Source organism: Silvania hatchlandensis (assembly GCF_025564065.1).
GTDB lineage: Bacteria > Pseudomonadota > Gammaproteobacteria > Enterobacterales > Enterobacteriaceae > Enterobacter > Enterobacter hatchlandensis.
In genome coordinates, this window is record NZ_JAMGZK010000049.1 from 51,442 (window position 1) to 75,644 (window position 24,203).

General features: G+C 55.2%; 23 protein-coding genes and 1 pseudogene. 10 read left to right on the forward strand and 14 right to left on the reverse strand.

What is annotated here, in order from left to right:
• The first annotated feature begins 108 nt into the window (after nucleotides 1-108).
• Both dld and M8014_RS12360 read left to right on the forward strand, forming a co-directional pair.
• Entirely contained in the window at nucleotides 109-1,866 is a 1,758-nt protein-coding gene (gene dld / locus M8014_RS12355) for a D-lactate dehydrogenase (RefSeq protein WP_271282734.1), read from the forward strand.
• Nucleotides 1,867-1,968: 102 nt separating this feature from the next.
• Nucleotides 1,969-2,523 (forward strand): GNAT family N-acetyltransferase, encoded by a 555-nt coding sequence (locus tag M8014_RS12360; RefSeq protein ID WP_271282735.1) that lies wholly within the window; start codon nucleotides 1,969-1,971, stop codon nucleotides 2,521-2,523.
• 45 nt (nucleotides 2,524-2,568) lie between these two features.
• On the opposite strand, the gene pbpG is transcribed toward M8014_RS12360, so the two are convergent.
• Nucleotides 2,569-3,489 carry a D-alanyl-D-alanine endopeptidase gene (gene pbpG / locus M8014_RS12365; protein WP_271282736.1) on the reverse strand — a complete coding sequence of 307 codons (921 nt, stop codon included), beginning with the start codon at nucleotides 3,487-3,489 and terminating at the stop codon, nucleotides 2,569-2,571.
• Nucleotides 3,490-3,656: 167 nt separating this feature from the next.
• Nucleotides 3,657-4,244 (reverse strand): Yip1 family protein, encoded by a 588-nt coding sequence (locus tag M8014_RS12370; protein WP_271282737.1) that lies wholly within the window; start codon nucleotides 4,242-4,244, stop codon nucleotides 3,657-3,659.
• Between the two features lie 118 nt (nucleotides 4,245-4,362).
• On the opposite strand from M8014_RS12370, the gene M8014_RS12375 reads away from it, so the two are divergent.
• Nucleotides 4,363-4,923, forward strand: coding sequence for a DedA family protein (locus M8014_RS12375; protein WP_271282738.1), 561 nt, complete (start codon nucleotides 4,363-4,365; stop codon nucleotides 4,921-4,923).
• Between the two features lie 4 nt (nucleotides 4,924-4,927).
• Here the strand turns inward: M8014_RS12375 and M8014_RS12380 are convergent, their stop codons facing one another.
• Nucleotides 4,928-5,701: an SDR family oxidoreductase gene (locus tag M8014_RS12380; RefSeq protein ID WP_271282739.1), complete on the reverse strand. Its 774-nt coding sequence runs from the start codon at nucleotides 5,699-5,701 to the stop codon at nucleotides 4,928-4,930.
• 116 nt (nucleotides 5,702-5,817) lie between these two features.
• Between M8014_RS12380 and M8014_RS22955 the strand changes: the two genes are divergently transcribed.
• Nucleotides 5,818-5,901 carry a small membrane protein YohP gene (locus tag M8014_RS22955; protein ID WP_472924513.1) on the forward strand — a complete coding sequence of 28 codons (84 nt, stop codon included), beginning with the start codon at nucleotides 5,818-5,820 and terminating at the stop codon, nucleotides 5,899-5,901.
• 43 nt (nucleotides 5,902-5,944) lie between these two features.
• Here M8014_RS22955 and M8014_RS12385 read toward each other — a convergent pair whose 3' ends face one another.
• From M8014_RS12385 to M8014_RS12415, 7 genes and pseudogenes are all read right to left on the reverse strand, one after another.
• Nucleotides 5,945-7,339, reverse strand: coding sequence for a glycoside hydrolase family 1 protein (locus M8014_RS12385; protein WP_271282740.1), 1,395 nt, complete (start codon nucleotides 7,337-7,339; stop codon nucleotides 5,945-5,947).
• 12 nt (nucleotides 7,340-7,351) lie between these two features.
• Nucleotides 7,352-9,322, reverse strand: a pseudogene (bglF, locus tag M8014_RS12390) (PTS beta-glucoside transporter subunit IIABC).
• A 26-nt stretch (nucleotides 9,323-9,348) separates the two neighbouring features.
• Nucleotides 9,349-10,182, reverse strand: coding sequence for a BglG family transcription antiterminator LicT (gene licT, locus M8014_RS12395; RefSeq protein ID WP_271282742.1), 834 nt, complete (start codon nucleotides 10,180-10,182; stop codon nucleotides 9,349-9,351).
• A gap of 159 nt (nucleotides 10,183-10,341) precedes the next feature.
• Nucleotides 10,342-11,631: a carbohydrate porin gene (locus M8014_RS12400; RefSeq protein WP_418939609.1), complete on the reverse strand. Its 1,290-nt coding sequence runs from the start codon at nucleotides 11,629-11,631 to the stop codon at nucleotides 10,342-10,344.
• 421 nt (nucleotides 11,632-12,052) lie between these two features.
• The gene (gene dusC, locus M8014_RS12405) at nucleotides 12,053-12,985 is read right to left on the reverse strand and encodes a tRNA dihydrouridine(16) synthase DusC (RefSeq protein WP_271282744.1); all 933 of its coding nucleotides are present in this window, start codon (nucleotides 12,983-12,985) and stop codon (nucleotides 12,053-12,055) included.
• An 87-nt stretch (nucleotides 12,986-13,072) separates the two neighbouring features.
• Nucleotides 13,073-13,852, reverse strand: coding sequence for a type I methionyl aminopeptidase (map, locus tag M8014_RS12410; RefSeq protein ID WP_271282745.1), 780 nt, complete (start codon nucleotides 13,850-13,852; stop codon nucleotides 13,073-13,075).
• Nucleotides 13,833-14,051 carry a ParD-like family protein gene (locus M8014_RS12415; RefSeq protein WP_032612583.1) on the reverse strand — a complete coding sequence of 73 codons (219 nt, stop codon included), beginning with the start codon at nucleotides 14,049-14,051 and terminating at the stop codon, nucleotides 13,833-13,835. Before M8014_RS12415 ends, map begins: the two co-directional genes overlap by 20 nt.
• 188 nt (nucleotides 14,052-14,239) lie before the next feature.
• On the opposite strand from M8014_RS12415, the gene M8014_RS12420 reads away from it, so the two are divergent.
• The 6 genes from M8014_RS12420 (at nucleotide 14,240) to M8014_RS12445 (ending at nucleotide 19,112) form a co-directional block, all read left to right on the forward strand.
• Nucleotides 14,240-14,638, forward strand: a complete 399-nt coding sequence (locus tag M8014_RS12420; protein ID WP_271282746.1) for a CidA/LrgA family protein — start codon at nucleotides 14,240-14,242, stop codon at nucleotides 14,636-14,638.
• A complete protein-coding gene (locus M8014_RS12425) occupies nucleotides 14,635-15,330 on the forward strand; it encodes a CidB/LrgB family autolysis modulator (protein WP_271282747.1) in 696 nt (231 codons plus the stop codon). The genes M8014_RS12420 and M8014_RS12425 overlap by 4 nt, the downstream gene beginning before the upstream one ends.
• Before the next feature lie 128 nt (nucleotides 15,331-15,458).
• The gene (cdd, locus tag M8014_RS12430; RefSeq protein ID WP_271282748.1) at nucleotides 15,459-16,343 is read left to right on the forward strand and encodes a cytidine deaminase; all 885 of its coding nucleotides are present in this window, start codon (nucleotides 15,459-15,461) and stop codon (nucleotides 16,341-16,343) included.
• Between the two features lie 127 nt (nucleotides 16,344-16,470).
• Nucleotides 16,471-17,178 carry an outer membrane permeability protein SanA gene (sanA, locus tag M8014_RS12435; protein WP_271282749.1) on the forward strand — a complete coding sequence of 236 codons (708 nt, stop codon included), beginning with the start codon at nucleotides 16,471-16,473 and terminating at the stop codon, nucleotides 17,176-17,178.
• Between the two features lie 141 nt (nucleotides 17,179-17,319).
• Nucleotides 17,320-18,669: a type II toxin-antitoxin system HipA family toxin gene (locus tag M8014_RS12440; protein ID WP_271282750.1), complete on the forward strand. Its 1,350-nt coding sequence runs from the start codon at nucleotides 17,320-17,322 to the stop codon at nucleotides 18,667-18,669.
• The gene (locus M8014_RS12445; RefSeq protein ID WP_271282751.1) at nucleotides 18,666-19,112 is read left to right on the forward strand and encodes a helix-turn-helix transcriptional regulator; all 447 of its coding nucleotides are present in this window, start codon (nucleotides 18,666-18,668) and stop codon (nucleotides 19,110-19,112) included. The genes M8014_RS12440 and M8014_RS12445 overlap by 4 nt, the downstream gene beginning before the upstream one ends.
• Nucleotides 19,113-19,156: 44 nt before the next feature.
• Here the strand turns inward: M8014_RS12445 and mglC are convergent, their stop codons facing one another.
• From mglC to galS, 4 genes are all read right to left on the reverse strand, one after another.
• Complete coding sequence (gene mglC / locus M8014_RS12450; protein ID WP_271282752.1) at nucleotides 19,157-20,167, reverse strand: galactose/methyl galactoside ABC transporter permease MglC; 1,011 nt, start codon at nucleotides 20,165-20,167, stop codon at nucleotides 19,157-19,159.
• A 15-nt stretch (nucleotides 20,168-20,182) separates the two neighbouring features.
• Nucleotides 20,183-21,703 (reverse strand): galactose/methyl galactoside ABC transporter ATP-binding protein MglA, encoded by a 1,521-nt coding sequence (mglA, locus tag M8014_RS12455; protein ID WP_271282753.1) that lies wholly within the window; start codon nucleotides 21,701-21,703, stop codon nucleotides 20,183-20,185.
• A gap of 72 nt (nucleotides 21,704-21,775) precedes the next feature.
• Nucleotides 21,776-22,774, reverse strand: a complete 999-nt coding sequence (gene mglB / locus M8014_RS12460) for a galactose/glucose ABC transporter substrate-binding protein MglB (protein WP_271282754.1) — start codon at nucleotides 22,772-22,774, stop codon at nucleotides 21,776-21,778.
• Nucleotides 22,775-23,066: 292 nt separating this feature from the next.
• Nucleotides 23,067-24,089 carry an HTH-type transcriptional regulator GalS gene (galS, locus tag M8014_RS12465; protein ID WP_271282755.1) on the reverse strand — a complete coding sequence of 341 codons (1,023 nt, stop codon included), beginning with the start codon at nucleotides 24,087-24,089 and terminating at the stop codon, nucleotides 23,067-23,069.
• Nucleotides 24,090-24,203 lie beyond the last annotated feature (114 nt).

The window sequence follows — 24,203 nt, forward strand, 5'->3', positions numbered from 1 at the left end:
AGGGTGCAGGGTTTATTCTCTGATTTTGCAGGCGAATAGGTGTTCGCTTAAACATTAATCGCGCTATGATTTATGGCGATCATTTTGACTTACCACAAGGGGTGGAAGATGTCCTCTGTTCAAAATCACGATAACGAGACTTTTATTAATGACCTGTCGCGCCTGGTGGGTCACGCGCATCTGCTGACCGATGCTGCGAAGACCGCCCGCTACCGCAAGGGCTTTCGCTCAGGCCAGGGCAACGCGCTCGCCGTCGTATTCCCGGGAAGCTTGCTGGAGCTGTGGCGGGTGCTCAGCGCCTGCGTCGCGGCCGATAAAATCATTCTGATGCAGGCGGCGAATACCGGTCTGACCGAAGGCTCCACGCCAAACGGCAACGATTATGACCGCGACATTGTGATTATCAGCACCCTGCGCCTCGACAAACTGCATCTGCTGGATAAAGGCGAGCAGGTGCTGGCCTTCCCGGGCACCACCCTGTATGCGCTGGAAAAAGCGCTCAAGCCGCTGGGCCGGGAACCGCATTCGGTGATTGGTTCATCGTGCATTGGCGCCTCGGTGATTGGCGGGATCTGCAATAACTCCGGCGGCTCGCTGGTGCAGCGCGGCCCGGCGTACACCGAAATGTCCCTGTTCGCCCGCATCGATGAGAGCGGCAAGCTGCAGCTGGTGAACCATCTGGGTATCGATCTTGGCGTGACCCCGGAACAGATCCTCAGCAAGCTCGACGATGAGCGGGTCAAGGACAGCGATGTGCTGCATGACGGCCGCCACGCCCACGATCATGACTACATTACCCGGGTGCGCGAAATCGACGCGGACACCCCGGCGCGCTATAACGCCGACCCGGACCGGCTGTTTGAATCCTCCGGCTGCGCGGGCAAGCTGGCGGTGTTTGCCGTGCGTCTGGATACCTTCAAGGCCGAGAAGCAGCAGCAGGTGTTTTACATCGGTACCAACCAGCCCGAGGTGCTGACCGAGATTCGTCGTCATATTCTCGGCGAGTTCACCCATCTGCCGGTGGCCGGTGAGTATATGCACCGGGACATCTACGACATCGCCGAGCGCTACGGCAAAGATACCTTCCTGATGATCGACAAGCTCGGCACCGATAAAATGCCCTTCTTCTTCACCATGAAGGGGCGCACCGATGCGATGCTGGAGAAAGTCTCGCTGTTCAAGCCGCACTTCAGCGACCGCTTTATGCAGAAGCTGGGCAGCGCCTTCCCGGCGCATCTGCCGCCGCGCATGAAAAGCTGGCGCGATAAGTATGAGCATCACCTGCTGCTGAAAATGTCGGGCGACGGAATTGCCGAAGCGCAGGCGTGGCTGTCCGGGTTCTTTAAAACGGCTGAGGGCGACTTCTTTGCCTGTACCCCGGAAGAGGGCAGCAAGGCGTTCTTACACCGCTTTGCCGCCGCAGGTGCAGCGATCCGCTATCAGGCGGTGCACGCCGACGAGGTGGAAGATATTCTGGCGCTGGATATCGCCCTGCGTCGTAACGATACCGACTGGTTTGAAACCCTGCCGCCAGAGATCGACAGCCAGCTGGTGCATAAACTCTATTACGGCCATTTTATGTGCTACGTCTTCCACCAGGATTACATCGTTAAGAAAGGGGTCGACGCTCACGCGCTGAAGGCGCAAATGTTGACCCTGCTGCAGGCGCGCGGCGCGCAGTATCCTGCAGAACACAATGTCGGTCACGTGTATGAAGCGCCAGAGGCATTAAAGCAGTTTTATCGTGAAAATGACCCCACCAACAGCATGAATCCGGGCATTGGTAAAACAACCAAGCATAAAAACTGGCAGGAGGCGCCGCAAACAGCGACTGTTAATATGCAAGCCACTGATCAAACCAGTTAGCCCCGGTTAACTGGCTGTTAAGCCCACACAAATAGGTCTAGAGTAGCGACAGGTCGCCAGAGAAACATTTCTCTGGCTTTTTCGCTGAGGAGCGGGCATACCATGTCGGCTATTGAAATTTCAATCGGGACTGACCTTAAAATACGCGATGCCCGGGCAGACGACGCCCAGGCCATTACGGCCATCTACGCCTGGCACGTCCTCAACGGACGCGCATCGTTTGAAGATGTTCCCCCCACTGTCGAAGAGATGCGCGAGCGCATGAGCGCGGTGGTCAGCAAAGGCTTACCCTGGCTGGTGGCCATCTATCAGGGCATCGTGGTGGGCTACTGCTACGCCACCCCCTACCGCCCCCGCCCCGCCTATCGCTACACCATTGAAGAATCCATTTACGTTGAAGCCAGCACCCCGGGGCGCGGATTTGGCAGCGCTCTGCTGAGCGCGCTAATCGCCCGCAGCGAAGAAGGCCCCTGGCGGCAGATGATTGCCATCGTCGGCGACGGGCCAAACAACATCGGCTCGCTACGCCTGCATAAAAAATACGGATTTGAAGTGGCCGGACAGCTCAGAAGCGTGGGATTCAAGAAGGGTGACTGGCGCGATACGCTAATTATGCAGCGCCCGCTCAACGACGGTGACTGGACCCCGCCGGAATAATACGATTACCGAGTGGCGCAGCACCACCCGGCAAACACCGATAACTTAATCGTTTTGCGCGGTCGCCATCTGCGCGGCTTTCTGCTTTTTATAGCTCAGGGCCGCCGCCGGAACCGGCTGTGCCTTCCCGGTTTCAATCCAGGTCCGCAGACGGCTGGCATCGGCAAAGTGGGTATATTTGCCAAACGCATCCATCACCACCAGCGCCACTGGCTTACCGTTAATGACCGTACGCATCACCAGACAGTGCCCTGCGGCATTGGTAAAGCCGGTTTTGGTCAGCTGAATATTCCAGTTATCCCGGTAAACCAGATGGTTGGTGTTACGGAACGGCAGCGTATAGGCCGGATGCGAGAAGGTCGCCATCTCTTCACGGGTGGTGCTGAGCTGGTCGAGCAGCGGGTACTGTTTGCTGGCAATCAGCAGCCTGGTCAGATCCTGGGCGGTCGAGACGTTCTGAATCGACAGGCCGGTAGGTTCAACAAAGTGCGTCTGGGTCATGCCCAGAGAACGGGCTTTGTTATTCATCGCCTGGATAAAGGCCTTATAGCCGCCCGGATAGTGGTGCGCCAGACTGGCCGCCGCGCGGTTTTCCGAGGACATCAGCGCCAGCAGCAGCATATTTTTGCGGCTGATTTCGCTGTTCAGGCGTACGCGGGAGTAGATCCCTTTCATTTCAGGCGTCTGGCTGATGTCGACGCGCAGCTTTTCATCCAGCGGCAGCCGTGCATCCAGCACCACCATCGCGGTCATGAGTTTGGTGATAGACGCAATCGGGCGCACCCTATTCGGATGGCTGGCGTAGATCACTTTGTTGGTTTCGAGATCGACAATCATTGCGCTACCGGAGGCAATTTCCGGTTGCGCCGCAGCAGTCACGGCAGCGGTTTTGGCGAGCGCGGGGGTCGCCACTGGCACAGCCAGCAACAGTGCAAGACTCAGTATAGAAATGCGGAATTTGAGCATGGTGAGATTTCTGATAATTATTCATGCACGTAATAACGTACACCGCCCGTGCAAAGCCGTGCGCAGGGGCTGGCACAGGCATCATAGCCGCCCGGATGCCTTGCTGCCAGCAGTTAATCGTGAACAGATGCTGCATTGCTGGCAATTACACCAGCAATGCAGAAACGTCAGAAGAGACGGTATCCATAACCCCAAAGAATAACCGTTAGCGCCAGCAGGGCTTCGAGCACCAGCACCCCGATGGCCAGCGTCGAACCCGAGAAGCTCAGGCCCTCTTCTTTGTTAATATTCAGGAAGGTCGGAATGCCGACATACAGCAGATAGCCGGTATAAAACAGCGCCAGGGTGCCAACCAATGCGCACAGCCAGACAATGGGATATAGCGCCACGATGCCGCTCAGAAACAGCGGAGTCGCAACGTAACCGGCGAATACCATGCAGTGGGCCAGCGACGGCCGCTGCGGATATTTACGCGCCATCCAGTAAATCACGCGTCCCATCACCGCCACGCCCGCCAGCATCAGACCGTAAAACACGACGGCCAGCGCCAGGCCGGTCATCCATGAGAGTTTAACAACGGTGCCGTCGTCAAAGTCCCAGCCGATTTGCGTGGTGCCGATAAAGGCGCAGATCACCGGAACCGCGGCCAACATCAATACGTGGTGGGTATAGTGATGACTGACCGTTTCGTTCTCGCTTCTGATCACGTGCATTTCACGATCGGGATGGGAAAAGAGTCCCCAGACATGGTTCATAACGCCCCCTTGTTGTCGGCCCGCTAGCGATATCTCAAGTATAATGCAGGCCTGCGATTATTTTCTGTACAGGCAGAAAATAGCTGATCCTGGGGGGTTACTGCGCTACGCTTACCCGATGGATATCAATGCACTGATTACACAATATGGCTATGCCGCGCTCGTGGTCGGCAGTATGGCGGAAGGCGAAACCATCACCCTGTTAGGCGGGGTGGCGGCACATCAGGGGCTGCTGCGTTTTCCGCTGGTGGTGGCGGCAGTGGCGCTGGGAGGCATGATCGGCGATCAGCTACTCTATTTTCTCGGGGTACGTTTTGGCCCAACGCTGCTGCGCCACTTTTCCCGCCACCAGAGCAAGATCGACCGTGCTCAGCGGCTGATCCAGCGCCACCCTTACCTGTTCGTCATCGGGGCACGGTTTATGTACGGCTTTCGCATTATCGGCCCGCTGCTGATCGGCGCCAGCCGCCTGCCGCCCAAACTCTTCCTGCCGCTGAACATTCTGGGGGCCATTGTCTGGGCGCTGATCTTCACCACCTTAGGCTATGTGGGTGGCGAAGTGCTGGGGCCGTGGCTGCACGACCTCGATCAGCACCTGCGCCATCTCATCTGGCTGGTTGTGGTGCTGGTGCTGGTGGTCGCCGTCCGGCTGTGGTTTAAACACCGGGAATCCCGATAACGGCTTATTCGGCAGGCTTAAACTGCGGATTGGCCTGCATAAACCCGCCGTCGACGATAAACGACTGCCCGGTGGTGTAGCTGGCGTCGCTGTCGCACAGCCAGGCCACCAGGCTGGCAATCTCTTTGGTGTACCCCGGCCGGGCCAGCGGAATATTGGGCATCGAGCCGGGCTCAACGTCGCTTTCGTCCATGTCGTTCATCGGCGTGGCAATGGCGCCAGGCGCCACGGCATTGACCAGAATGTTATGCTGCACCAGCTCAATCGCCATCGATTTGGTCAGGCCGCCCAGCGCATGTTTGGCGGCGGTATAGGCGCTGGCTTCGGGCAACGGGGTATGTTCATGCACCGAGGTAATATTCACGATGCGCCCGCCCTTACCCTGCTTCACCATCTGCCGGGCGGCAATCTGCGAGCAGAGAAACGCTCCGTCCACGTCGACGGTAAAAATGGTTCGCCACGCATCATAGTCCATATCCAGAAACGGGGCTTTGGACATCGCCCCGGCATTGTTGACCAGTACGTCAATGTGGCCAAAACGGGCGATCAGCGTGTTGATGGCCTCGGCGCCGTCCGGCAGATGGCTGAGATCCAGATGGATGGCCTCTGCCCGCTGCCCCCGCGCCTCGACCTCGCGACAGGTTTTCATCGCCCCCTCTTCGTCGGAGTGCCAGGTCACGCCAATGTCAAACCCGCGCTCCGCCAGCATCAGCGCGGTGGTTTTGCCGATCCCGGAATCGGATGCGGTGACAATTGCTACACGATGGGTTGACGCCATACTCACCTCCAGAAAGCAAACAAAGAGATAAGTATAGTTGTTGCGCAATTTCAGGTTGCTTCTCGTACCGTTGCTACACTTGTCTGTAGCCAACAGGCAAAACAAGGGAGACAGGTATGAAAATTCTACTCTGGGTGATTTTGATTATTTTCTTGATTGGTTTACTGGTGGTTACGGGCGTATTTAAGGCCATTTTCTGAAAAATTACCCGGCGGGCGCGCGGCCTGCCGGGTAACGTCGGGCTTACGCTTTCAGCGAGGCGCCACGCGTTGCAATCACTTCCTGATACCAGTAAAAGCTTTTCTTACGGCTGCGCGCCAGAGTGCCTGCGCCGCTGTCGTCGCGATCGACATAGATAAAACCGTAGCGTTTAGAGAGTTCTGCTTTGGACGCACTGACCAGGTCGATCGGCCCCCAGCTGGTGTACCCCATCACGTCTACGCCGTCGTCAATCGCCTCGCGCACCTGCACCAGATGGTCGTTGAGGTAGCTGATGCGATAATCATCCTGCACCCCCCCATCGGCGTCCGGCTTGTCTTTTGCACCCAGACCGTTCTCTACAATAAACAGCGGCTTCTGATAGCGATCCCAGAGGACATTGAGCAGGTTACGCAGGCCCACCGGGTCAATCTGCCAGCCCCACTCGGAGCTTGCCAGGTGCGGGTTCGGTACCATGTTCAGAATGTTGGCGCGCGCCTGCTGGTTCAGTGCTTCGTCTGTGGTCACACAACCGGTCATGTAGTAGCTGAAGGAGATAAAGTCGATGGTCGATTTCAACGCCTCGCGATCGCCGTCGGTGACCTCCAGCTGAATGCCGTTATCGCGGAAGAAGCGCAACATGTACCCCGGATAGGCCCCGCGGCACTGTACGTCGCCGAAGAACTGCCATGCGCGGTTTTCCTGCAGGGCTTCCAGCACATCGTCCGGCTTGCAGGTCAGCGGATAGACCAGGCCACCCAGCAGCATGTTGCCGATTTTTCCCTCGGCGACGATCTCATGGCAGGCCTTCACCGCCAGCGCACTGGCCACCAGCTGATGGTGGATCGCCTGATACACTTGTGCCTTGCTGCTGGTTTCCGGCAGGCCCACGCCAGTCATCGGCGCGTGCAGGGACATGTTGATCTCGTTAAAGGTGAGCCACAGCTTCACCTTATGCTGATAGCGGGTGAAGACGGTGCGGGCATAGCGCTCAAAGAAACCAATCACCTGACGGCTGCCCCAGCCGCCGTACTGCTGCACCAGCCCCCATGGCATTTCGTAGTGCGACAGCGTCACCAGCGGGGTGATGTTGTGCGCCGCCAGTTCGTCAAACAGCTTGTCGTAAAAGGCCAGCCCCGCTTCGTTCGGCTGCTGCTCGTCACCGTTCGGGAAGATACGCGTCCAGGCAATGGAGACGCGCAGGCAGCTGAAGCCCATTTCGGCGAACAGTTTGATGTCTTCCGGGTAGCGATGGTAGAAATCGATCGCCACGTCTTTGATGCCGCTGTCACCGGCGACGCGCTCAACGACCTGGCCAAACACGCCCTGCGGCTGAACGTCAGAGGTGGAGAGGCCTTTGCCATCTTCCAGATAAGCGCCTTCTACCTGATTCGCGGCAACCGCGCCGCCCCACAAGAAATCATTTGGGAAAGTTTTCATTAGGTTCTCCTGTTATTGATGGCTGACGCAGAGTAACGGCGTGCCGGCCTGGACGGCGGTTGCCGCCACGGTCACGACATCGCGGTACTCGTCGCTGTTACTGATAATAATCGGGGTCGCCAGATCGTATCCGGCATCGATAATGGCCTGGCGGTCGAACTCCAGCAGTAGATCGCCCGGCTGAACTTTGTCCCCCACCTTGACGTGGGCGGTGAACGGCTTGCCGTCGAGCTTCACGGTGTCGATCCCGACGTGGATCAGGACTTCAATGCCGCTGTCGCTCAGCAGGCCGATGGCATGTTTAGTGGCGAACAGCGAGGCCACTTCTCCGGCAAAGGGCGCAATCACCTTATTGTCCGAGGGAATAATCGCCGCACCGTTGCCGAGCAGGCCGCTGGCAAAGGTCGCATCGGGAACCTGATCCAGGGCCAGTACGGTACCGGTCATCGGTGACAGAACATCGTTTTCACCCACGGTTACCGCTACCGGCGTGGCTTCTGCCGCACGGCCCGGCATGCCAGCGACCAGCGTCATTACGCAGCTCAGCACCAGCGCCACCAGGGTACCGAAAATACCGCCCCACAGCGTGGCATCCACCCCGCCCGGCGGGATCATCTGCGCCACGGTAAAGATGTTGGCAAAGCCGAAGGAGTAGACGTGCGTGTCGCTGAAGCCAACAATCGCCCCGCCAATGGCCCCTGCCACGCAGCCGAAGATAAACGGACGGCGCAGCGGCAGGTTCACGCCGTACACCGCCGGTTCGGTGATACCAAAGATCCCCGCCGTGACCGAGGAGCCCGCCAGCATTTTCTGACGCGCATCGCGGCTGCGCAGGAATACGCCCAGCGCGGCCCCGACCTGGCCAAACACCGCAGGCAGCAACATCGGCAGCATTGAGTCATGACCCAGCACCGCAAGGTTGTTGATCATCAGCGGCACCAACCCCCAGTGCAGGCCGAAGATCACGCACACCTGCCACAGGGCCCCCATCGCCGCACCCGCCAGCCACGGAGCCAGCACGTAAATCCACTGATAACCGTTCGCCAGCAGCTGGCTCAGCCAGGTGGCGATCGGGCCAATCACCAGGAAGGTGAGCGGCACGGTGACGGCTAAACAGATAAGCGGAGTGAAGAAGTTTTTCATCGACGACGGCAGGCGCTTCGCGCTCTGCTTCTCCAGCCAGCAGCTGACCCATGCGGCAAGGATTATCGGGATCACCGACGAGCTGTAGTTAAACCAGGTGACCGGAATGCCGAGGAAGGCATCTCCCACCGCCCCCGCCTGCTGGCTGGCCTCGAAAGCCTGGATCATCGCCGGATGGATCAGCGCTCCGCCAATCACCATGGTGATAAACGGATTGCCGCCAAACTTTTTACCGGCGGTGTAGCCCAGCACCATCGGGAAGAAGAAGAACAGCGCATCACTGGCGGCAAACCAGATTTTGTAGGTGCCGCTGTCGGTACTTAACCAGCCGCAGACCACTGCCAGCGCCAGCAGCCCTTTCAGGATCCCCGAGGCCGCCAGGATGCCGATAAACGGCGTAAAAATTCCGGAAACAATGTCGATTAAGCGCCCGAAGAGGCTGCCTTTATCGCCGGTATCGTCGGCAACGGGGGCGTCATCGCTGAGGCCCGCTTCGCCGCGCACCGCCTGCCAGACGTCGTGCACGTGGTTGCCAATCACCACCTGGAATTGACCGCCGCTTTCGACCACCATGATCACACCAGGATTGGTCTTGAGCCCTTCGGCGTCTGCTTTTTGGTTCTCTTTCAATTTAAAGCGCAGTCGGGTGGCGCAATGAACCAGACTGACGATGTTCTCTTTGCCGCCCACGTGGCCGAGAATATCTTTCGCCAATGCTTGATATTCCATCTCGATTTCCTTCTTCACTGCCCGCAGGCAGGGTTTGACTGAGTCGTAAAAATAAAAAAACCCGAGAACAGCGCCCTTTCGGGTACCGCGCTCAGGTTTTGCCTGCGTTATGCAGTAACAATCCAGATTATTGAGGCTTAACGCCCCTCTTTTCTCACTCGTTCGATATGAATGGCGAGGAACATAATTTCTTCGGTTGTCAGCTCACGCTGATAGCTTTTTTGCAGATGCTGCGCGATTTTCTCTGCGCATTTCCACGCTTTCGCGTAGTTGTCTTTCACCGCCGTGTGCAGCGAGACGTCGTCGTCTTCCACCACCGTGCGGGTCAGCATCCGCTGGGCAAAAAACTTCAGATGGGTGACAAAGCGCTGATAGCTCAGGGACTCTTCGTCATACTCCAGCTGAAGCTGATACTTCACCAGCTGCAGGATCTCCTGCATCACGCGGGTGACGTGCATCACTTCCGGCATTTCGCTGTTCAGTTGGGCGGTGACCAGATGCAGCGCGATAAACCCGGCTTCATCTTCGGCTAACTCCACCTCCAGCCGTTTGGCGATAATGGCCCGGGCTTCCTGGCCCAGCTCAAACTCTTTCGGGTAGAGACGTTTGATATCCCACAGCAGCACGTTCTTGATCGCCAGCCCCTTTTTCTGCCGCTCAATCGCAAAGTAGCAGTGGTCGGTTAAGGTGATGTACAAACTCTCCTGCAATTTCCCCAGTCGCTGCGCCGCCAGCCCGATAATGCGATCGCAGGTGGTCATCACTTCGAGGGGAATTTGACTGAGTAACTCCCCCAGGCGATGCACCAGTTCGTTGCTTTTCAGCGCGAACACTTTTTCTACTTTGTCTTTATCCAGACGCTCACCGACGCGCTTCTGAAAGGCCAGCCCACGGCCCATCACTACCTGCTCGCACCCGTGCTCATCCTGAACAACCACCACGTTATTATTAAGAATTTTGGCGATTATCATCGGAACCCCAGAAACAAAAAAACCTGACCCCCGGTGTTAGCCAGAAATCAGGTTTTGCCTGCCGCAGCAGTAACAATCCAGTTCTGGCACTCTATCACTTTCATTCGCAGCCTCAACGTATCACCGATGAAAACGTGATACAGATCGCTGTTCAGCCGGTCAAAAGGTTACAACGGTCTTCAGTTCGGTCACCCACGCGTCCTGGGTTTTCGCCACGCCGCCTGGATGGTGCCAGTACTGAATGCCAGGCTGCAGTTCGAGCCACTTCACCGGGCGGAAGCGGTAATAGAACTCACCGTTCAGGGAGTGCCCCGGCACCGGATGGTAGGCCGGATTGTTGTAGTCGGTGATGCCGCTCAGGGTATTCATATAGCGCTGGTTGCGGGCGTACTGGTCACTCATGTCGATCCACGTCAGACCAAAGCCAATCCAGTCTTGCGGACGGGCGTCGAACAGGCCGCGATAGCGCAGCGAGCCCGCGTACACCGAGTGCATGTAGTTGCTGCGCTGATCCGAAAGACTCATGCTGAAAGAGCTGCTCAGACCACGGTTCGGATCGTCCTGATGGCGGGTCAGCTGCTGATTAAACCCGGCGTACATAAACCAGGTGTCATCGTGATCGGCATAGCCATTCGGATCGCTGGCCCCCGCCCCACCGGATTTGCCTTTGTACAGATCGCGCTGCGGCGCGTTGGTGTAAAGCACGCCAAGGTTGTAGGCCCCCGGCAGACCGTTAATCTGCGGACGCGCTTCAATCTCCAGCGGCAGCAGCACCCCTTTGCTGCCCTTCGTTGACCAGCTCCAGGCGTGATTACGGCTGGAGGCATCCGGGTTTTGCTCCATCACCCCACCCTTGAGGGTAACGGTCGGCGTGATGCTGTACGCCAGGGTGGTACCCCAGGTGTGGACGTTCCAGTTGTTCCAGGTCAGCGAGTTCGCCGATTTACCGCCGCACTGGGAGAGCATCTGGAAGTCGCAGGGGATAATCTGATCGAAGGTTTGCACCTTGTTCATCATCCCGATCCGCCAGGTCAGGCGGCGATCGTCAAAGCTACGGGCAAAGGTCAACCAGCCCAGGCGGGTGATGGACTGTCCGCCCCAACTCTCCTGGGTCAGGTCGTTGAAGTTGACCCGCGGATCCTGCACGCGCCGGGTGGTGAGATCGTCGTTGTGGTTACGGTTGACGATATTGCCTTCGATACGCGCATCGGGAATGCCGGTCCAGCGCTCCAGATCCTGGTTGAAGGTCAGCGCAAACTGGTCGATATAGGCCACACGCGGATCGTGGTTGTATCCCCCACCGCCGTTCCATGCGATCTCGTTCAGGTAGCCGAGGTTATAGGTGAAACCGTTGTCGCTGAGGATGTGGCGGATACCAAGCATCTCGCCCAGAATCGGGTCCGGCGGCGCTTCGAAGCCAAGTACCGTGCCATTCCACTCCTGCGCCATCGCCAGCGGGGAAGAGACCAATAAAGCCAGCGCGCAGACTGTTAAACGGGTGTGTTTTTGTGCCATCATATAAACCTGTGATTGAGTATTTAAGGCGTAACCGGTCGCAGGCAATTTATATATTGCCCGTCGCATTTCTTTATTTCAGGTAATAGTTTTCCCTGCGGCATTTAATAGCCACAAAAAGGGATGGAAATATCAGACAGTATTCAGCGTTACGGCAATGTTTTCTCCTGTGCGAATAACAGGCAAAAAAAAACCTAAGCGCTCCACAGCGGATGAGGCCGTGGAGCGCTTAGGTTTTGCCTGATAACCAGTAACAACCCTGCGTAATAAAACCCGGGCACCTTAACACCATCGCGCCCGGTTGCAAACCGTGAATGCTTTATAACTTAAAAAAGTGTGAGCGGTTTAACGCTTATTATTTTGACTGGATCACCCGCGCAATATCTGCCGATGTCTGCAGCGTGCGGATCTCCTGAAATAATCCCAGCGCCTCGTCGTACTCTTTGCGCAAATAACTCAGCCATTGCTTGATGCGGGCAACATGATATAACCCGGTATCGCCCTGTTTTTCGAGTCGGGAATACTTTTTCAGCAATGTCACCACTTCCGGCCACGGCATGCGCGGCTCGTTGTACTTAATCACCCGGCTGAGGTTGGGCACGTTTAGCGCCCCGCGGCCAATCATCACGGCATCGCAGCCGGTCTGTGCCATACAGGCCAGCGCGCTCTCGCGATCCCAGATTTCACCGTTCGCCACCACCGGAATGGTCAACCGCTGGCGGATCTCGGCAATGGCCTGCCAGTTAATGCGCTCAGCTTTGTAGCCATCCTCTTTGGTGCGCCCGTGGACGACCAGCTCGCTGGCCCCCGCCTGCTGCACCGCGTCGGCAATTTCAAACTGCCGGTCGCCGCTGTCCCAGCCGAGACGGATTTTTACCGTCACCGGCAGATGGGCTGGCACCGCCTCGCGCATCGCTTTGGCACCGCGATAGATAAGCTCCGGATCTTTCAACAGCGTGGCCCCGCCGCCGCTGCCGTTGACCATCTTCGACGGGCAGCCGCAGTTAAGATCCACGCCCCAGGAGCCGAGCTCAACCGCACGGGCGGCGTTTTCCGCCAGCCACTCGGGATATTGCCCCAGCAGTTGAATGCGCACCAGGGTGCCGGAAGAGGTTCGGCTCTGGCGATGCAGCTCCGGGCAGAGCCTGTAAAACGATTTTACCGGCAACAACATATCCACCACCCGTAAAAACTCGGTGATGCAGTGGTCATAATCGTTAACGTCGGTCAGCAGCTCACGCACCAGCGAATCGAGCACACCTTCCATCGGTGCCAGTAATACACGCATATCAGTACCCGTAAAAAAAGACGCGCTATAGTAGCCGCAACCGCGAAGGGTGGGAAGCCTCAGTATCAGGGGAAAACGCGGGGCGGCTTAATCCGGTATCGTCTCTTCGGGACGCAGCGTCAGCACCTCAAAACCGTCCTCCGTCACGGCGATGGTATGCTCCCATTGCGCAGAGAGCTTTTTGTCACGGGTAACGACCGTCCAGCCGTCTTTTTTGGTTTTGATGCGGCTGTCACCCTGATTGATCATCGGTTCAATAGTAAAGACCATCCCCGCCTGCAGCACCGTGCCTTCGCCTGCTTTACCGTAATGCATCACCTGCGGCTCTTCGTGCATCTCTTTGCCAATACCGTGCCCGCAATATTCCCTCACCACGCTGTAGCCCTCGCTTTCAACGTAGGACTGAATGGCATGGCCGATATCGCCAAGCGTCGCGCCCGGTTTGACGGCCTTGATCCCTCTCCACATTCCTTCATAGGTTTTGTTCACCAGCCTGCGGGCCAACGGTGAAACATCGCCAATGAGGTACATTTTACTGGAGTCGGCAATCATGCCCGCTTTTTCGAGGGTAATGTCGACGTTAACGATGGCACCCGATTTGAGCTGTTCAGACGCCTTCGGAATACCGTGGCACACCACCTCATTGACCGAGGTGTTCAGCACGTAGGGGTAGTCATACTGCCCTTTGCTGGCGGGACGAGACTGAAGCTGGTCAACGATAAACGCCTCCGCGCGAGTGTTGATCTCCATGGTGGTTACGCCAGGCTTAATAAACGCGTCCAGCATGGTGAATACAGAAGCCAGCAGCTCCCCGGCATGACGCTGACGGGCCAGCTCATCCGCCGTTTTAATGAGAATTGATGGCATTGATCACCTCCAGTAAGCGGTCGGAGCCGGATTTCAGCATCATCATCTTTATTTGTTGATGGTTAAGGTCAGGATAGAGTTCGCTCATCATGCCGAGACGGATCCAGTACTCCGCCTGCGCGTTGACCGAACGTGACATGGCTTTGCTGGCATCACGAATGTCGTCATGCAGCAGATCGGAGATTTTTACGATGCCCATATATATGTTCCATAACAATTCATATATGAATCGTATATTGATAGCGCAGCATTGTCACCCCCCTTGTTTGGGGAAATGCCCAACGTTCCAGAAAGTAATGTCTGGTATGCTCAAAAGTCATGATGTGATCCGTAGCACGGTTTCAATTTTAATTGTATGATGAATGCGTTTCATCAAGGGCTTTCACTATGAAAAAATCACTGATGGTCGTCTGGCAATATCTGCGCGCGTTCGTCCTTATTTATGCCTGCCTGTACGCAGGTATTTTTCTCGCCTCGCTGCTGCCGATTACCATTCCCGGCAGTATTATCGGCATGCTGATCCTGTTTGTACTGCTGGCGCTGCAAATACTGCCGGCAGAGTGGGTCAAGCCCGGCTGCTCAGTGCTTATCCGTTATATGGCGCTGCTGTTCGTCCCTATCGGCGTGGGTGTGATGCAGTATTACGATCTGCTGAGCGCCCAGTTTGGCCCGATATTTGTTTCCTGCACCATCAGTACGCTGGTGGTGTTTTTAGTGGTGAGTTGGAGCACGCATCTGGCGCACGGGGAGCGTAACGTGGTTGGACAGAAAGGACAGAAAAAATGATGGCCAATATCTGGTGGTCGCTGCCGCTCACCGTCGCGGTATTCTTTGCCGCCCGCAAACTGGCGGTGCGCCTGAAGTTCCCGCTGCTTAACCCGCTACTGGTGGCGATGGTGGTCATTATCCCTTTCCTGCTGCTGACCGGCATTCCTTACGCGAAGTATTTCCAGGGCAGCAAGGTGCTGAATGATTTGCTCCAGCCTGCGGTCGTCGCGTTGGCGTTTCCGCTGTATGAGCAACTGCATCAGATCCGCGCCCGCTGGAAATCAATCATCACGATCTGTCTGGCCGGTAGCGTGGTGGCGATGATTACCGGGACTTCGGTGGCGCTGCTGCTGGGCGCGACGCCGGAAATCGCAGCCTCTATCTTACCTAAATCGGTCACCACCCCTATCGCGATGGCAGTGGGTGGTAGCCTCGGCGGCATCCCGGCAATCAGCGCCGTGTGCGTGATTTACGTCGGTATTCTCGGCGCGGTTTTAGGCCACACGCTGCTGAACGCGATGCGCATTCGTACCAAATCGGCCCGCGGTCTGGCGATGGGTACAGCCTCGCACGCGCTCGGTACCGCCCGCTGCGCCGAGCTTGATTATCAGGAAGGTGCTTTTAGCTCGCTGGCGTTGGTGATTTGCGGGATCATGACCTCGCTTATCGCCCCGTTCCTGTTCCCGATTATTCTGGCGGTCGTGGGCTAAAATTTGCGACGCGTCGCGCAATTTTCATTTGAGTTTCATAAGTTGCACACATAATGAGATCAAGATCACATATAAAGCCTTAACGGCTCCGTACACTACTGATCCATTAACCCTTATGAGGCAACGCCATGCATCCACGTTTTCAATCAGCTTTCGCTCAGCTTGCAGAGAATTTGCAGTCAGCCCTGGCCACGGTTCTGGCGGATGCACACTTCCCCGCCCTGCTCACAGCTGAACAGGTTGCCGGACTGAAACGTGCCACGGATCTGGATGATGACGCGCTGGCCTTCGCCCTGCTGCCGCTGGCAGCTGCCTGCGCCCGCGCCGATCTCTCCCATTTCAACGTTGGCGCAATTGCGCGCGGCGTCAGTGGCACCTGGTACTTCGGCGGTAACATGGAGTTCCTCGGGGCGACCATGCAGCAGACCGTGCATGCCGAGCAGAGCGCCATCAGTCACGCCTGGCTGCGCGGCGAAAAAACCCTGCAGGCCATTACCGTCAACTACACCCCCTGCGGTCATTGCCGTCAGTTTATGAACGAGCTGAACAGCGGTTTGCAGCTGCGTATCAACCTGCCAGGCCGCGATCCGCACACGCTGGCCGATTACCTGCCGGACGCCTTCGGACCCAAAGATCTGGAGATTAAAACCTTGCTGATGGACGAGCAGGATCATGGCTATCCACTGACCGGCGACGAGCTGGCGCAGGCGGCAATCCAGGCAGCCAACACGTGCCATGCGCCGTACAGCAACTCGCCAAGCGGCGTGGCGCTGGAGTGCCGCGATGGTCGCATCTTTACCGGCAGCTATGCCGAGAACGCCGCCTTTAACCCGACCCTGCCACCCTTGCAGGGGGCGCTGAACCTGCTCAGCCTGAACGGCTACGACTACCCGGACATTCAGCGCGCCATACTGGCGGAAAAGGCCGATGCGCCGCTGATCCAGTGGGATGCCACCGCCGCCACGCTGCGTGCGCTGGGCTGCACCAACGTGGACCGCGTTTTGCTGGCGTAATGTTTGATGCGGGCAGCAATGCCCGCAGATCTGATGAAAATCCCTCCAGTTGAACCGCCGTTTCTTGCGCTTACCAGACGGGTAAAGTAGCCTGATTGAAATTTCATCTTAGGTACGAGTCATCTGTATGTTGAAGCGCATGTTTTACAGCCTGGTTGTCCTGATCGGCATCGTGCTGTTGACTGCATTGGCTCTTGACCGCTGGATGAGCTGGAAAACGGCTCCCTACATCTTTGATGACCTGCAGGATTTACCCTACCGCCAGGTGGGCGTGGTGCTTGGTACCGCCAAGTATTACCGCACCGGGGTGATCAATCAGTATTACCGCTACCGTATTCAGGGCGCCCTCAACGCCTATAACAGCGGCAAAGTGAATTACCTACTGCTGAGCGGCGACAATGCGCTGCAAAGTTACAATGAGCCGGTCACGATGCGGAAGGATTTGATTGCCGCGGGCGTCGATCCGTCTGATATCGTGCTCGATTACGCTGGTTTCAGAACCCTCGATTCAATCGTCCGCACGCGTAAGGTGTTTGATACCAACGATTTCATCATCATCACTCAGCGCTTCCACTGCGAACGCGCGCTGTTTATCGCCCTGCACCGGGGGATTCAGGCCCAGTGCTATGCCGTCCCTTCACCAAAAGATATGCTCACCGTCCGGGTACGTGAATTTGGCGCCCGTCTGGGCGCGCTGGCCGATCTGTATATCTTCAAACGCGAGCCGCGCTTTTTAGGGCCGCTGGTGTCGATCCCTGCGATGACCGAAGTGCCGGAAGATGCCCAGGGGTATCCGGCGGTGACGCCAGAGCAGTTGCTGGAACTGCAGAAATAGAAAACCTCAGCGAATAACGCATGCGTGATATATCACGCATTAACCTCGCCACCCTTCTATAATGAGTGATATAAGTGACATTAATTGCCTGCTCTGCAATTAATGAGTAATATTTCACTCATTACCTGAACAGGAGGTGAAATGGAGACGTTAACCGTACAGGCTTATCTGGAAGAAACATGGGTCGATATCGCGCTCATCACGTTTCCCGAGAGCGACCGCGACAACTGGAAAACCACGAAAGTTGATTATCTGACTGAATATGCTCTCGAATTTCTCGATCGTGATGATAGTCATGCGGTTTCTCTCAATCACCCTGTTTCACTCTATTTTGATGACAAGGGTAATCCTGGATGGCTCAGATTTATTGACGACATCATCCCGAGTGGAGCAAGTCGCCGGTACTGGGTAAATTTTCTTGATATCAGCGAACTGCCGTCAGGACAGCAAAATTTTGTATTGCTGAAGTATGGCACCATGTCACCTGTAGGAAATCTACGAATCAAGGAATCAGTACCGCCATGGGATGCCCCAGCGAGCGCCAAAACGTTCACCGTGGAGGATGTGATTAACCGTGCCGCCGATTTTCTTGACTATGCTCAGGAGAGAGGTGCAGCGGCAGGCGGCGCTACAGGTGCAGGTGGAGAAGCGCCTAAATTACTATTGCGCTGTAGCGACAAGCAGGCTATCTGGATTGATACCTGGCAAAATGATCCTTTAAGTCAGGACCATTATTATCTGGTTAAGTATCCGCGAGGCAGCAGAACAGAGGTTGACTGTAATATCCTGAGAGCTGAATTTCATTATTATCATGAACTTGCGGAAATGGGGTTTTCTACGATATCGACAAACCACATGCGTCTTGAGGAGGGCATCAACTACCCTTCCCTTTGGCTCCCCCGATTTGATATCAGCAGAAACGAACACGGTCAGCTTGAACGGCTAGGGATGGAATCTGTCTATTCATTACTGCAAAAAGCACCCGGTACTCTGCTTGAACAGCAGGCAACGCTGCAGACATTAATCGATAAAATCACCCGCAGTAATATGGTCCAGGAGCAGGGTTATTCCTTTGATATCGCAGCATTTATCATTGAGTGGGTGCGCCGCGATCTCTTAAATATTATTTTCGGCAACAGCGACAATCATGGACGTAATACCGCATTTATAAAAACCGATAATGAAATCATGCTTTCACCGATCTACGATTTTGCCCCGATGAAAGCCGACCCCGAAGGGATCCCTCGCACATTAAAGTGGTCACTGGCTTACGAATCAGGCGGCGAATATGATTTCAAAGGCATCGCAGAGGCACTCTCGCAATGGGTTCCTGCAGCTGATTTACTCAAGAAACTTCGCGACACCGCAGCTCAACTTGTTGATATACAGGAAAGGCTGGCGGTACGCGGCGTGCCCGCACAAATCCTCGATATGCCGGCAATTGGCTTTAAATATGTTCCGGATAAACTTGTTCGCTGGGGATTGCTATGAAAGCTGGGGATAAGAAAGAGTCGGAGCTTAAGAGCACTTTGGCCAGGTTACGTACCCGTAACCAGCAGACTAAGGCTATGACTGAGTCCGCCTCGCCGGATAAAGAAGCCAGCTCAAGCCTCAGCAGACAGCGCGTCTCGCCCAGCCTGACCCGAGTCAGTACCGTGGATCGTCAGTCTGTCATGCATTCCGTGATTCGTGACATTCTGTTGGGCCAAATATCTCAGGGACAAGCACTTAAGAAACTCAGAGTTGACGTGCTGGGGCTGAGGCAGGACGAATATGCCCGACTGGTTAAGGTGTCACGCAAAACGCTTTCAGACGTAGAAAACGATAAAGGCAATTATTCTACCGAGGTCGTAAACAAAATTTATAAACCGTTCGGGCTTGAAACTGGGTTGGTCCCTGTATCAAAAACGCTGATCGCTGCCCTCTTAGCATAAAAAAACCCGCTCGATATGAGCGGGTTTTGTTAGCTACAGAATGATTACTTCTTACGAGCGTACTTCAGGGAATCCAGCGCAACCGCGAAGATGATGATTCCGCCTTTAATAATGTACTGCCAGTACGGGTTCACGCCGATATAGGTCAGACCGTAGTTGATAACGGTGAAGATGATAACACCGGTCACCACGCCCAGAACGGTACCCACACCGCCACTGAAAGACACGCCACCCACGACGCATGCGGCAATCGCATCCAGTTCATACATAAAGCCGAGGTTGTTCGTCGCCGAGCCGATACGACCCGCTTCCAGCAAGCCACCGAAGGCGTAGAACACCCCTGACAGGGCATAAATCACCAGCAGGTTCAGCGCAACGTTAACACCTGATACTTTCGCCGCTTCCGGGTTACCGCCGATAGCGAAGATGTTCTTACCGAAGCGGGTTTTGTTCCACAGCACCCAAACAAAGGCCACCGCAATCAGCGCGTAGAAGGTGATGTACGACAGGCGGAAGCTGCCCAGCGCGATAAAGCCCTGCGCAAAGGTCGAGAAGCCGCTGTCGAATCCGGAAATCGGCGATGCGCCCACGAAGTCGTAGTACAGGGAGTTGATACCGTAAACGATGATCATCGTACCCAGCGTGGTAATGAACGGAGTCACGTTCAGGTACGCGATGATGATGCCGTTAATCAGACCGATGACGGCACCAATGGCGCAAACAATCAGGACCACCACGATAATCGGCATGGTCGCCATTTCCGGGAACACCTTGTTAGCGTTCTCCATCGACTGCAGCAACGTTGCCGCGACCACCGCAGCCAGACCGACCTGGCGACCGGCTGACAGGTCAGTACCCTGGGTGACAATCAGACCTGCCACGCCCAGCGCAATGATAATGCGTACAGAAGACTGAGTCAGAATGTTACTCAGGTTCAGCAGACTTAAGAACGTAGGGTCCTGGAAAATAATAATGGCCAGCAAAACTAAAAGAACAACGTAAAGACCGCCTTCTTTCAGATAAGTGAGAAAACTTTTTTGATTCAACGCACTCATGAGGAGCCCCTAATCTTAAAGGTGCAAAGACGCAAGACGCAAAATTTCGTTTTGCGTAGTCGTTTTGGTGTCAACAATTCCGGCAACGAGACCATTACTCATTACCAGAATACGGTCTGTGATCCCTAACAATTCCGGCATTTCGGAAGAAATAATAATGATCCCTTTATCTTTCTTGGCCAGCTCAGCAATCAGCTGATAAATCTCAAATTTTGCCCCTACGTCAATACCACGAGTAGGTTCATCCAGCATTAGAATTTCCGGCTGGGTTAACAGCCAGCGCCCGATAATAACCTTTTGCTGGTTACCCCCTGACAGCGAGCCAATTTGCGTACGGTGCCCTGGGGTTTTTACGCGCATCGAGTCAATAACCCACTGGGTATCGCTCTTCATACGGGAATTATCCAGCAGACCGATTTTATTTTTATAATTATGAATATTAGAAATTAAGGAGTTAAAGTTAATATCCAGATAAGCGTAAATACCGGTCGAGCGACGCTCTTCGGTCACCAGCGCAAAGCCGTGGTTAATGGCTTCGTTGGCGTTGTGGTTATTAATTTTTTTACCGTGCAGGGTAATTGTCCCGCCGGATTTCTCACGAATACCGAACAGGGTTTCGACGATATCGGTACGTTTGGCCCCCACCAGACCGGCAATCCCGAGGATCTCGCCTTTGTGCAGGTCGAACGAAATATCGCGAATCGAAGGCTGGCGCAACGAGGTCAGGTTGCGAACTTCCAGAATCACTTCACCCGGCTTGTTCTCTTTGTGCGGGAAACGCTGGTTCAGGGAACGGCCGACCATCATGGCGATGATCTTGTCCATGTCCAGCCCTTCCAGCGGCTGAGTGGCAATCCACTGGCCGTCGCGCAGGACCGTGATTTCGTCACACAACTGGAAGATCTCTTCCATTTTGTGTGAGATATAGACGATGCCGCATCCGCGATCCTTCAGCTTACGAATAATGGTGAACAGGTGGTTCACCTCTTTCTCCGTTAACGAAGAGGTAGGCTCATCCATAATAACGATTTTGGCGTTATAGGAAAAAGCCTTCGCGATTTCAATCATCTGCATCTGTGAAACGGATAACGTACCGACGCGGGCCCGCGGATCAATATCAATATCCAGTTCATCAAAAATAGCTTTGGTGTCGCGATACATTTTGTCCTGATCGACAAACAGGCCTTTAGTCGGATAACGACCCAGCCACATATTGTCCATCACAGAACGCTGAAGCACCAGGTTAAGTTCCTGGTGAACCATCGAAATACCATTTTCCAGTGCTTCTTTGGCAGAATGGAAATCGATCTCTTTCCCCTGAAAAACAATGCTGCCAGAATCTTTTTGATAGATCCCAAATAAGCATTTCAATAATGTTGATTTACCCGCGCCGTTCTCCCCCATCAATGCGTGAATGGAGTGAGGCCGTACTTTTAAATTAACATTATCCAGTGCTTTAACGCCGGGGAAAGACTTGTTGATACTGCTCATTTCCAACAAGTATTCACCGGACGACTGAGTATTTGTGCTGACCATAATTATACCTTATCGGCCTCGCAGATCGCGTGATAAAAGGGCGCAGAATCTGCGCCCCGGGAGTGCTAAAACTTATTTGCTGGTGAACTGCGCCAGGTTTTCTTTATCTACGCCAACGTACGGTACGCGAACAACTTTGTTCTCAATTTTCCAGTTTGTACCGTCAGCAGCGCCTTTGCCTTCTGCCAGGTTTTTCGCCAGATCGAAGGTTGCTTTCGCCTGGTTGTTCGCATCGTTCAGAACAGTACCGGCCATTGCGCCAGATTTAACCAGTGACAGCGCTTCAGGCAGGGCATCCACACCGAAGACCGGGATAGAGGATTTGTTGTGTGCTTTCAATGCTTCAATTGCACCCATTGCCATCGCATCGTTGTTGGCGATAATTACTTCGATTTTGTTCGCGTTCGGGCCGGACAGCCAGGCGTCCATCTTATCTTTCGCCATCGCGGTGTCCCACATTGCGGTATCTAAAGCCAGCTGTTGGGTTTTCAGACCCTTGTCGTTCAGCTCTTTGATAACGTAAGTGGTACGCGCTTCAGCATCCGGGTGGCCCGGCTCGCCTTTCAGCAGCACGAACTGAACCTGGCCGTCTTTGTTCAGATCCCAGTTCGGGTTTGCCGCCCAGTGTTTAGCAATCAGGTCGCCCTGAATAATGCCGGATTCTTTAGAGTCGGTGCCTACGTAGAAGGCTTTGTCGTAGCTATCCAGCGCTTTACGGGAAGGTTCTTTGTTGAAGAACACGATTGGCACGTTCTGACCACGCGCTTTCTCGATAACGGTGCCAGCAGCAGCCGGGTCAACCAGGTTGATGGCCAGAGCTTTCACGCCTTTTGCCAGCAGAACGTCAATCTGGTCGTTCTGTTTGGACTGGTCGTTCTGGGAGTCATTCATCAGCAGCTGAATGCCAGATGCGTCTTTACCTTCTTTCTCAATTGCTTTACGTACAACAGACATGAAGTTGTCGTCGTATTTATAGATAGTCACACCAATACGGCTATCTGCAGCGTGCGCGGCCGCCCCAAAAAGCATACTTGCCATCACAGCAGACAGAGCCAACACCTTCTTATTCATGATATCTCCGGTTTTTATGCAGGGTAGTTTGTGTGAATAACGATCGGCAGGCAGCATGTTAATGAAACGTTAACGCCGGCCGAAGTCCACTTATAAAATTTCTATCTTCCTTGGTCGGTAACGCTCCAGAATGCGTTTTTTTGGTTGTTTCTCGTACCTTGGCTATAGTGAAAGTGATTAATCACCGTTACATAGCGTTTCACTCTCTAAAACGCTGACATCATAGTCAGCGCCTTGTTAAGATACTGTGAATTTACTCACAGATTGAAAACGGTTACATCACCCCTCATTATCAGTTAGTGATCGGAGCCACAATTTGCCGAATGGCAACCGAGTGGCGACGCACTAAAGTCGGCATGAAACAGTGTGTTGCATTGAGATCCAGCGTGCCTGCGGCACCCTGTAACGCCAGCTCAGTGGCCAGCCGCGCCATAGAGGCGATCGGGTAACGCACGGTGGTCAGCTGTGGGTCGGTGTAACGGGCAATCGGGATATCATCGAAACCAATCAATGACAAATGCTGTGGCACCGCAATGCCGTTGTCTTTTAACGCCGTCAAGGCGCCTGCGGCCATGCTGTCGTTGTAGGCAAAGACCGCCGTCAGCTGCAGGTTGCGCCCGAGCAGTTCCACCATCGCGGCTTCCCCACCCTGCATATCCGGCGCACCGGTACCAATCCAGCTTTCTGAGGCGGTGATCCCCTGCTCCAGCAGCGCTTTCTGCCAGCCTTCACGACGCATGTCGTCATCCTCGACCCGGTGACTGGACGCCAGATAGCCGATGCGCTGATGGCCGTTATTGACCAGCATTCGCGTCGCCATCATCGCGCCGCTGACGTTATCCAGGCAGACGCAGCGATGGGCGAAGCCGGGCACGATGCGGTTAATCAGCACCATGCCGGGGATCTGCGCCATCAGCACCGACAGCTCTTCGTCGCTTAACGCTTTGGAGTGGACTATCAGGGCGTTACAGCGCTGGCGAATCAGCACCTCAATGGCATTGCGCTCTTTTTCCGCCTCATGATAGCTGTTGCCAATCAGCACATATTTGTTGTGCTCCTGGGCGACCATATCGACGGCTTTGACCAGCGCGCCAAAGAAGGCGTCAGACACGTCCATCACCACCACGCCGATGGTGTCGCTCACCTGGGTCGCCAGCGCCTGCGCGTTGGCATTGGGACGGTAGCCCAGCGCCGTCACCGCCTTCATCACGCACTCGCGTGTTTCCGGGCTGACCAGCGCGCTATTGTTTAATACCCGGGAGACCGTGGCGACAGAGACGCCCGCCTGACGGGCGACGTCACGAATGGTGATCATATTCACCACACTTATTTAGATTGCAGCAACTCACAGACACCCCCTGTGTTTAGCAAGGTGACTATTCTGGCAGCGACAAGGCAGCGACTACGTGAAGAAGCTCACAACGATGAA